At 46.7% G+C, this 9196-nt stretch carries 10 protein-coding genes and 1 other annotated feature; all 10 genes read right to left on the bottom strand.

The annotated features are described in order from the left end of the window. Positions 1 to 902: solute carrier family 23 protein (locus tag LCM00_RS16515; RefSeq protein WP_224904104.1), on the bottom strand; the 902-nt coding region annotated here is incomplete at its 3' end. A gap of 144 nt (positions 903 to 1046) precedes the next feature. Continuing rightward, positions 1047 to 1589, bottom strand: coding sequence for a bifunctional pyr operon transcriptional regulator/uracil phosphoribosyltransferase PyrR (gene pyrR, locus LCM00_RS16510; protein ID WP_224904103.1), 543 nt, complete (start codon positions 1587 to 1589; stop codon positions 1047 to 1049). A gap of 217 nt (positions 1590 to 1806) precedes the next feature. Then, entirely contained in the window at positions 1807 to 2712 is a 906-nt protein-coding gene (locus tag LCM00_RS16505; RefSeq protein WP_224904102.1) for an RluA family pseudouridine synthase, read from the bottom strand. Continuing rightward, positions 2687 to 3175 carry a signal peptidase II gene (gene lspA, locus LCM00_RS16500; protein WP_022543702.1) on the bottom strand — a complete coding sequence of 163 codons (489 nt, stop codon included), beginning with the start codon at positions 3173 to 3175 and terminating at the stop codon, positions 2687 to 2689. The genes LCM00_RS16505 and lspA overlap by 26 nt, the downstream gene beginning before the upstream one ends. Before the next feature lie 99 nt (positions 3176 to 3274). Then, entirely contained in the window at positions 3275 to 3616 is a 342-nt protein-coding gene (locus LCM00_RS16495) for a hypothetical protein (RefSeq protein ID WP_224904100.1), read from the bottom strand. A gap of 195 nt (positions 3617 to 3811) precedes the next feature. Beyond that, a complete protein-coding gene (ileS, locus tag LCM00_RS16490) occupies positions 3812 to 6583 on the bottom strand; it encodes an isoleucine--tRNA ligase (protein ID WP_224904098.1) in 2772 nt (923 codons plus the stop codon). A gap of 91 nt (positions 6584 to 6674) precedes the next feature. After that, positions 6675 to 6920 (bottom strand) — a binding site (T-box leader). A 44-nt stretch (positions 6921 to 6964) separates the two neighbouring features. Then, on the bottom strand, positions 6965 to 7480 hold the full coding sequence (locus LCM00_RS16485; RefSeq protein WP_022543700.1) for a DivIVA domain-containing protein: 516 nt from the start codon (positions 7478 to 7480) through the stop codon (positions 6965 to 6967). A gap of 122 nt (positions 7481 to 7602) precedes the next feature. Next, positions 7603 to 8376 (bottom strand): YlmH family RNA-binding protein, encoded by a 774-nt coding sequence (locus LCM00_RS16480; protein WP_224904096.1) that lies wholly within the window; start codon positions 8374 to 8376, stop codon positions 7603 to 7605. 108 nt (positions 8377 to 8484) lie between these two features. Continuing rightward, on the bottom strand, positions 8485 to 8748 hold the full coding sequence (locus LCM00_RS16475; protein WP_148973850.1) for a YggT family protein: 264 nt from the start codon (positions 8746 to 8748) through the stop codon (positions 8485 to 8487). Positions 8749 to 8754: 6 nt separating this feature from the next. Further along, positions 8755 to 9195 (bottom strand): cell division protein SepF, encoded by a 441-nt coding sequence (locus LCM00_RS16470; protein ID WP_009791729.1) that lies wholly within the window; start codon positions 9193 to 9195, stop codon positions 8755 to 8757. Position 9196: the final 1 nt, after the last annotated feature.

Genomic DNA, 9196 nt, shown 5'->3' with positions numbered 1-9196 from the left:
AGGACGCCGATATTTTCACCGTAAGTCGTCTTAGGAGGTCCGCCGATCAGCGCGGATATGATGGTGGCCATACCGTCTCCGAGAATCGACCTGTGCAGTCCTGGGTTTTTAACATAATCCCTGCCCACAACTTTGCTGAGAACTAGCTGGTGCCCTATATGCTCTGATAAAGTAACCACTGCTACTGGCACCATCAGTGCTGCAATCTTCAATGAAGACAGATCGACCTGATAATCAGCAAACGGGATGAGGAAGTTCGGCGCTTCAAACCACTTTGCTTCCAGAACCGGAGTGAAATCCACTAGCCCCGCAAATACGGAGTATATATACCCGATGATGATTCCAGCAAGGATCGGGATCATGCTCAGCATCCCTTTAAAGTAGATGGAGAAAACAATGGTGGCCGCCAATGTGACCAGTCCGGCGGAAAAGTACAGGATGCTGTATTCCCCTTCCGCATTATTCATAGCCATTCCGACTGCTGTACCTGCCAGACCAAGTCCGATAACAATAATGACCGGGCCGACCACAACAGGCGGAAGCAGCTTCATGATCCAGCGGTAGCCTGCTTTTTTAATGATGAGGGCCACGATGCCGTATACCAGGCCGGCCATAAAGCTGCCGATCATGGCTGCAGCCGGGCCGCCTGCGGCCTTCGCTGCAATGATTGGTGCGATGAAGGCAAAGGAAGAGCCGAGATATGCCGGTACCTGCCATTTTGTGATGATCAGGAAAGCGATGGTCCCAAGTCCGCTCGAGATGAGCGCGATGGCCGGATCAAGCCCGACAAGATAAGGGACCAGAATCGTTGCGCCGAACATGGCGAATAAATGCTGTATGCTCAGTGTGATCCATTGAAAGGGTCCTGGCACTTCGTTTACGTCTAATAATGGTTTATTCATGGCTTTGTCTCCTTTTGTGTTAAGGTTATTTCCCCGCAAAAAAGCCCTCTTGCTGTTCGCAAAGAGGGCATAGGAGCACAGCTGAAGAACACCAGCCATGTTCCCCTTTGCCAGCCTCTCTGGACTGCGTTAAAAGGGGGATTTTCAGTTTTCAAAAATGCTTACTTGATCGGTTTCATCTACTTCTTTCAGCTCAACGACTATCTTTTCAGAGCTTGAAGTCGGTATGTTTTTGCCTACATAATCCGCCCTGATCGGGAGCTCCCTATGGCCTCTGTCCACCAGGACTGCCAGCTGGATCGAAGACGGCCTGCCGATGTCCACCAGGGCATCCAGGCCCGCTCTGACTGTCCTGCCAGTATACAGCACATCGTCAATGAGGATCACTTTCTGATTGGTGATATCCTGCGGAATGTCACTGCCTTTGACAAGCGGCTGATCGTCTTCCGTTTTCTTTGTCAGGTCATCCCGGTATAATGTGATATCCAGCTCCCCTACCGAAATGCGCCTGCCTTCGATCTGCTCGATCCTGTCTGCGAGGCGGTTAGCCAGATAAATGCCCCGGGTCTTGATCCCTACAAGCACACAGTCATCGATCCCTTTATTCTTCTCGATAATTTCATGGGCGATCCTGGTCAGCGCCCTCCTGATTGCCTGTTCATCCAAAACTACTGCTTTTTGTGTCATTTCTATCATCCTCCAGCATCAGGCTGCACGACTCCTTGTATAAAAAAACCTCCCGCCTGCAGGACGAGAGGTTTGGCTGCACTTTTGTGCAGGAAGGGGCATCCCTTCCATATCCGATACCTTCTCAGTCTCACAGGACTGGTCTTAAAGGTCATATTCATTAATGCTATAGTAAAATATTTTAGGACAGATGTCAACGATTATTATTAATTAGATGCTACTTGCCCAGTTTTTCAAGAAGGTCAGAGAAGTAATCCGGCAGCGGAGCCTCAAACTCCATGTATTCCCCGGTTCTGGGATGCACAAAGCCAAGGACACCGGCATGCAGTGCCTGTCCGCCCAGTTCAAGCGTTTTTCTTGGCCCATATTTTGGATCCCCTGCCAGCGGGTAGCCGATATATTTCATATGAACGCGAATCTGATGGGTCCTTCCTGTTTCCAGCTGGCATTCCACATGGGTAAAATCCTTATAGCGATGGATCACATGAAAATGCGTAACCGCATGCTTTCCTCCATCCACCACTGTCATTGCCTGACGGTCTTTAGGATCCCTTCCAAGCGGCGCATCAACCGTCCCATAATCATGAGGGATGGTTCCATGAACGATTGCCTGGTACTTCCTTGTAACCGTTTTTTCAACAAGCTGATTCACCAGGCTTTCATGGGCCATATCATTCTTGGCAACCATCAGCAGGCCTGAGGTATCCTTATCGATGCGGTGGACGATTCCCGGGCGCAGGACGCCATTGATGCCGGACAGGTCTTTGCAATGTGCCATAAGGCCATTGACCAGCGTACCGGATGGGTGCCCAGGCGCTGGATGGACGACCATCCCCTTCGGCTTATTGACAACAAGGACGTCAGCATCTTCATAATAGATATCAAGGTCCATTTCTTCCGGTATGACATCGAGCTCTTCCGGTTCCGGAAATGACACTTCTATCTTGTCATTGGCACTGCACTTATAATTGGTTTTTGTTCCCTCGCCGTTGACAAGGATAAGGCCATCCTTGATCATTTGCTGCGCCTGTGATCTGGACAGCTCTTCATTCAGCAGTGAAACAGCTTTATCAAGCCTTTCCCCTGCCACTTCTTCATTAATGATGTATTCCATTTTCTCCATTCGATTTCTCCTTCGCTTCCCGCTCTTCCCGGAGCATTTGTATCATCAGTATAATTACCCCGACAACCAATGATGAATCAGCCACATTAAAGACAGGAAAATCGTATCCAAAGATATACGTGTTGACGAAATCAACCACTTCTTTGCGGAAAACCCTGTCGATAAAATTGCCGATCGCCCCCCCGAGCATTAATCCTAGTGCGATGCCAAGCAATCGCTTCCCTTTTGCTGCAGTTTTGATGTAATAGACAATACCTATGATGACGGCAACTGTAATAACATAGAAAAACCACATTTGCCCTTCAAGAATTCCCCATGCCGCCCCCCTGTTGCGGTGCGATGTGATATACAGAAAATTCTCGATTACCGGGATGCTTTCACCAAGCTCCATATTTTTAACAATCAGCCATTTGGTCAGCTGATCCAGAGCAATAACAAATAAGGCAATTATGTAATAAAACACAAAGGCTACCTCCAATTTGAAGTCATTACCTTTGCATTTTAGCATAATCTTCATGAAAACGACACCTTTTATCCACTGCGAAGACTGCCGCTGCCAGGTTCACCCTCTCATAATCATCATCAAAAAAGAAGCGTTGTCTGCCGAAGGTTCAAAAACTGATTCCATCGGCTTCCGGCAAAACGCCCCAAGCTTATCATAATCTGACATCGCCACCATGGTTGGGATGACTGACAGCAGATTTTCCGGTATCAATTCCCCGGACAATTCACATTTTCCATACTCCCCTGTTTCCAATTTTTCGATGGCGCGGTTAATATCGGCCAACTCATCATATATTAATGGCTGGATAAGGGCTGAGCATCTTCCGCTTTCCAGCCTCTCAAGCATTTCCTCTTTTGTTGCACGGAGTTCTGAATAGAGCTTTTCAAATGAGCTGTCCATTGCCGCTTCCTCCGTTCTTCTTTGTTTAAAATTATTATCTCCGGCCTTAACGTACAGAACCTGATAAACATTTAACAAAGAGCACAAAGTTTAGATAAGGTGGAAGGATTTATCGAAAAATCAGGGAAGCTTTTGGGGTAAAGTGACAGGATAGAAAAATAAAAATCCGGCTGCACCAGGCAGCCGGGTCTGTTATTATGCCAAATGGCTATAGTTGTTTTTTACCACACTCGCACAGCGCGGGCAAAGCGAAGGGTGGTCGGAATCAGCGCCGACCTCCGGCGTAACTGTCCAGCAGCGCTCGCATGTTTCGCCTTCAGCTTTGGCCACGAGAATGGCCGCCTTATCCAGCTTGAGGGCTTTTTCAGGCGCCTCGCCATACTCTCCGCCAATCTCGAAGCCGGAAACGATGAACAGCTGTTTCACATCTTCCTTAATACTGTCAAGAAGGCTTCTTGTTTCGGCAGTTGGGTAAAGAGTGATCTTTGCTGTCAGGGATTTCCCGATCACTTTTTCATTTCGCGCCTCTTCAAGTGCTTTAAGCACTTCATCGCGCAGATTCATGAATGACGTCCACTTTTTCATCAGTTCATCTGCATTAGGAAGCTCTTTGTATTCCGGCATGTCTGTCAGCTGGACACTTTCTTCCTTCACAGAAGGGATAAAGGCCCATACTTCATCAGCTGTATGCGAAAGGATAGGTGCAGTCAGCTTTGCAAGCGCAACAAGGCTTTCATAAAGCACTGTCTGGATCGCACGGCGGTCTGCATTATCCTCGGCTTCGATGTAAAGAACATCCTTGGCAAAATCCAGGTAGAATGAGCTTAAGTCCAATGTACAGAAATTATTGATCGCATGGTAAATGCCTGCGAATTCATAGCGGTCATAAGCTTCCTTGACGTTTTTTACCAGCTTGTTCAGCTTCACGAGCATAAACTGATCGACTTCCCTGAGGCTTTCATAGGCAACTGCATCTTTTTCAGGATTGAAGTCAGCCAGATTTCCAAGCAGGAATCTGAATGTATTTCTGATTTTGCGGTAAACCTCAGCAACCTGCTTCAGGATTGGGTCAGAGACTCTAACGTCTGCCTGGTAGTCAACAGATGCCACCCAAAGACGGAGGATATCTGCTCCAAGCTGGTTCATGACCTTCGCCGGCACGACAACATTGCCGATGGATTTACTCATTTTCCTGCCTTCGCCGTCAAGTGCAAATCCGTGGCTCAATACACCTTTATATGGAGCTTTGCCTGTTACAGCCACCCCTGTGGAAAGGGATGAATTGAACCAGCCTCTGTACTGGTCAGAGCCTTCTAGATAAAGGTCTGCAGGGCGCTGCAGATCATCGCGCTCTTCCAGGACAGCCTGGTGGGATGAGCCTGAATCAAACCAGACATCCATGATATCCGTTTCTTTTGTGAAATTGCCATTCGGGCTGCCAGGATGTGTGAACCCTTCAGGCAATAGCTCTTTGGCCTCTTTTTCGAACCAGATATTGGAGCCGTGTTCCCTGAAAAGGGCAGAAACATGATCAATTGTTTCATCCGTAATGATGCTGTCGCCGTTTTCCGCATAGAAAACCGGGATAGGGACGCCCCATGCACGCTGGCGGGAAATACACCAGTCACCGCGGTCGCGGACCATATTGAACAGGCGTGTTTCGCCCCATGCCGGCACCCATTTCGTTTCTTTAACAGCTTCAAGGAGTTCACTGCGGAAATCCTTGATGGAAGCGAACCATTGCGCTGTAGCCCTGAAAATGACCGGTTTCTTCGTTCTCCAGTCATGCGGATAGGAGTGGGTGATGAACTTCAGGCCCAATAATGCGCCCTTTTCTTTAAGCGCTTCGGTGATCGGCTTGTTGGCTTCATCATAAAAGAGACCTTCGAAGCCTTCAGCTTCATTGGTCATAAGGCCTTTATCATCGACTGGGCACAGTACTTCAAGCCCGTATTTCTGGCCAACATAAAAGTCATCTTCACCATGGCCAGGCGCAGTGTGGACGCAGCCTGTACCAGCATCAACGGTTACATGGTCGCCAAGCATTACTAGCGAATCACGGCCATAGAGCGGATGAGAAGCAAGGATGTTTTCCAGCTCGCTTCCTTTGACTGTTTTCACGACAGCCGGTTCTTCCCAGCCGGTTTCTCCTGCCACAGATTCCAGGAGCTCTTCGGCAACCAGATATTTGCCGCCATTTGCTTCTGCTACCACATAATTGAGGTCAGGATGGACGCTGATTCCAAGATTGGCCGGAATTGTCCAAGGAGTTGTCGTCCAGATGACGATTTGGACATCCTGATCCAATACGCCTTTTCCATCTTTGACTTTAAAGCCTACATAAATGGAAGGAGAGCGTTTATCCTGGTATTCAATCTCAGCTTCGGCAAGTGCTGATTCACTTGAAGGAGACCAGTAGACCGGCTTCTTTCCTTTGTAGATATAGCCTTTTTTGGCCATATCGCCAAAAACCTTGATTTGCTGTGCTTCATATTGAGGCTGCAGCGTGATATAAGGGTTCTCCCAGTCTCCACGGACACCAAGTCGTTTAAACTGTGAACGCTGGCTGTCGATTTGCTCATAAGCATAGTCCTCGCAAAGCTTCCTGAACTCGACAACTGTCATTTCTTTCCTTTTAACGCCTTTATTCGTCAACGCCTGTTCAATCGGCAGGCCGTGAGTATCCCAGCCTGGTACATATGGTGCATTGAAGCCGCTCATGGACTTATAGCGCACAATGAAATCTTTAAGGATTTTATTCAGCGCATGGCCCATATGGATATCGCCGTTTGCATATGGAGGGCCATCATGAAGAACAAACATCGGCCGGCCTTTCGTATGTTCCTGCACCTTTTCATAAATATTCATTTCTTCCCATTTGCCCTGGATTTCCGGCTCCCTTTTTGGAAGATTTCCGCGCATCGGAAATTCTGTTTTTGGCATCAATAATGTATCTTTGTATTCCACTGCAATTCCTCCTGCTTTCATTTAGGTAAATTGACTTGCCGTTTCCGGGCGGTTTTCCATTGAGAAAACAAAAAAAGCCCTCTCATCCCGGTAAAGGGACGAGAAGGCTTTTTAGCTCCCGCGGTACCACCCTTGTAGACAGAATAGAATCTTTTCTGTCCGCTCAAAGCATCCTTAACGCGGATGAAACGCCTGCACCTTACTGGTTCGGAGAACGTTCAGGCAGGTACTCTAGGGTGATTTTCCAGCAATCCGCTTATTCCAGGCTCCCACCGTCCCTGGATCGCTAACCTTAAAAGCATTTAGAATGCTGTACTGTCCCTTTCAACGCAGTCAATATTTTCTTATGATATGGATTATATTCGATTAATGCAGTCTGCGTCAAGCCAGTGAGTCTTCTTCTTCAGTTGATTTCAGATCCGTTGAATCAAGTTCATACTGAAGGAGATGGTCCCAGTCCTCTGTGTTGAGCATATCCAGCTGCGCTTCGATCAGCATCCTGAACCTTGTTCTGAAGACCTTTGACTGCTTCTTCAGATCCTCGATCTCAAGGGCAATCTTCCTTGCTTTTGATAAGGATTCATTCACAATGCGGTCGGCATTCTTCTCAGCTTCCTTGATGATCAGCTTGGCTTCCTTCTGTGCATTGCGCCTGACTTCTTCAGCGGCCTCCTGTGCAACGACGATGGATTTGTTCAGCGTTTCCTCAATATTGGTGAAATGCCCGATCCGGTCGTTCAGATCTGTAAGCCTTTCGGAAAGCTCCTTTTTCTCTCTGATTAGAATTTCGTAATCTTTGATGATCTGGTCAAGAAATTCGTTTACTTCATCTTCGTCATAGCCTCTGAAGCCTTTGCTGAACTCCTTGTTATGTATATCTAATGGTGTTAAAGGCATAATGCCACCCCCTATGAGTCTTAAAGCATATGTATGACAGCGAAAATCCGCTTTTTTCTGATATTATCACAGCGATAAAGATATATTCGACAATTTCTTTTAAAATCCTGCAAAAAAATAATTTATTTTTGCTTTCCCGTGATGATTCTCCATTTATCTTTCTTTGTTTTTCCTTCTACTTCTATGATTTTAGACCGGCCTTTTCCCCTTACAGAAAGAACATCAGCTTCTCCGCATACAAAAGAAGGATCTTCAACCTGTCCCCAGTTAACTTTTACAAGCCCCTGCTGGACAAAGAGCTGTGATTTTTGCCTGGAAATATTGTATATTGCCGAAATGACGGCATCCAGTCTCAGCGAGGAAACAGAAGCTGACGATTCCTCCCAAGAATCGTTAGCAGCGATTGCTTTCTCAAGCGGCAGTTTGTTCAGAGTGACGGAAGCTTTGCCGATTGATTCCAGCTGCATGCTTACGTAGTCTTCAATTTCCTGCGATACAAAAAACTGCGCCCTTTCACCCTGGACAGTAATATCCCCGAATTTACCCCTCTTCAAGCCAAGGGCCATAAGGCTCCCAAGTATTTGAGGATGTTCGATGGAAACGAATTTACTCGGATAATTTATTTCAAAAAGTGTGATAGAAAATTCTTCTTCATCAGGGGTAAAATATTCAGGATACAGCAAGGCCCTTTTCCTCTCTGTCCCTTCAGTTCCCCCGAATAAACGAAGCTTTACGCCTGAATGCTCCCCGACAATCATTTTTACGATCTGCTGCTCTCTCGGATCAAGAAAGTCAGTCAATTTAGGGGCATAGGATGTTTCTACATACTCCTTCCAGCCGAGAGACTGGTCGATGAATTCTTTCTCCTCAGGCCGAAAATGCTGATAAATAGACATCGGCACTCTCCTTTTTCATTTTTCAGGAAGGCATCTGCGGACATGTTCAAGCATATCACAGCAGCCACCAAAAAAGGGACTGCTCAGAGTCCCAAGTTATTGGTAATTCTATGCAACCCAATAGAAAAGCTGATGAAGCCCCTGTGTAGCAAATCTAAGGACAAAAATTGCTACAATCGGGGATATGTCAATCATTCCAAGCGGCGGGATGAACCTTCGGAATGGTTCCAGATATGGTTCACAGATTCGGGCTAAAAATTGGCCGATGGACGATTCTCTTGCATTTGGAAACCAGGACAGCAATATGTAAATGATCAGTGCCCAGGAGTATAAAGAAATTATTTGACTTAAAATACCTACTACTGTTGCCATGTAAAGCTACCACCTCGCATTTTCTAGATCATGCTCCTGCATGATTTGGGATATATTCCCCGACACCTCCACATTATCCGGAGTGCATAAAAAGATATCCGTGCCGATTTTCTGGATGTCTCCGCCAATGGCATATACCGTGCCGCTCAAGAAATCGACAATCCTTTTTGCCTGATCCCTTTCGATGCGCTGCAGATTAACTACCACAGCCCGGCGGTTTTTAAGCTGGTCTGCAATGTCCTGTGCTTCGGCATATACCCTGGGTTCAACAAGGACAACCTTTGAAGACTTCTGGACACTTTGCAGGCTGACGACATTCTGCTTTGGAGAAGCAGGCTGTTTTTGTGGCCTGACAGGTTCGATTTCTTCTTCGATGATTTCCTCTTCTTTATAGTCATATTCATCATCAAGGAAAAAAAATGTTTTTATTTTTGATTTAATGCTCATT

It is taken from the genome of Bacillus infantis, assembly GCF_020171945.1.
Lineage (GTDB): Bacteria > Bacillota > Bacilli > Bacillales > Cytobacillaceae > Bacillus_AB > Bacillus_AB infantis_A.
Note: the sequence above shows the minus strand (reverse complement) of the source record. Positions and strands in the feature narration are given on the sequence as shown.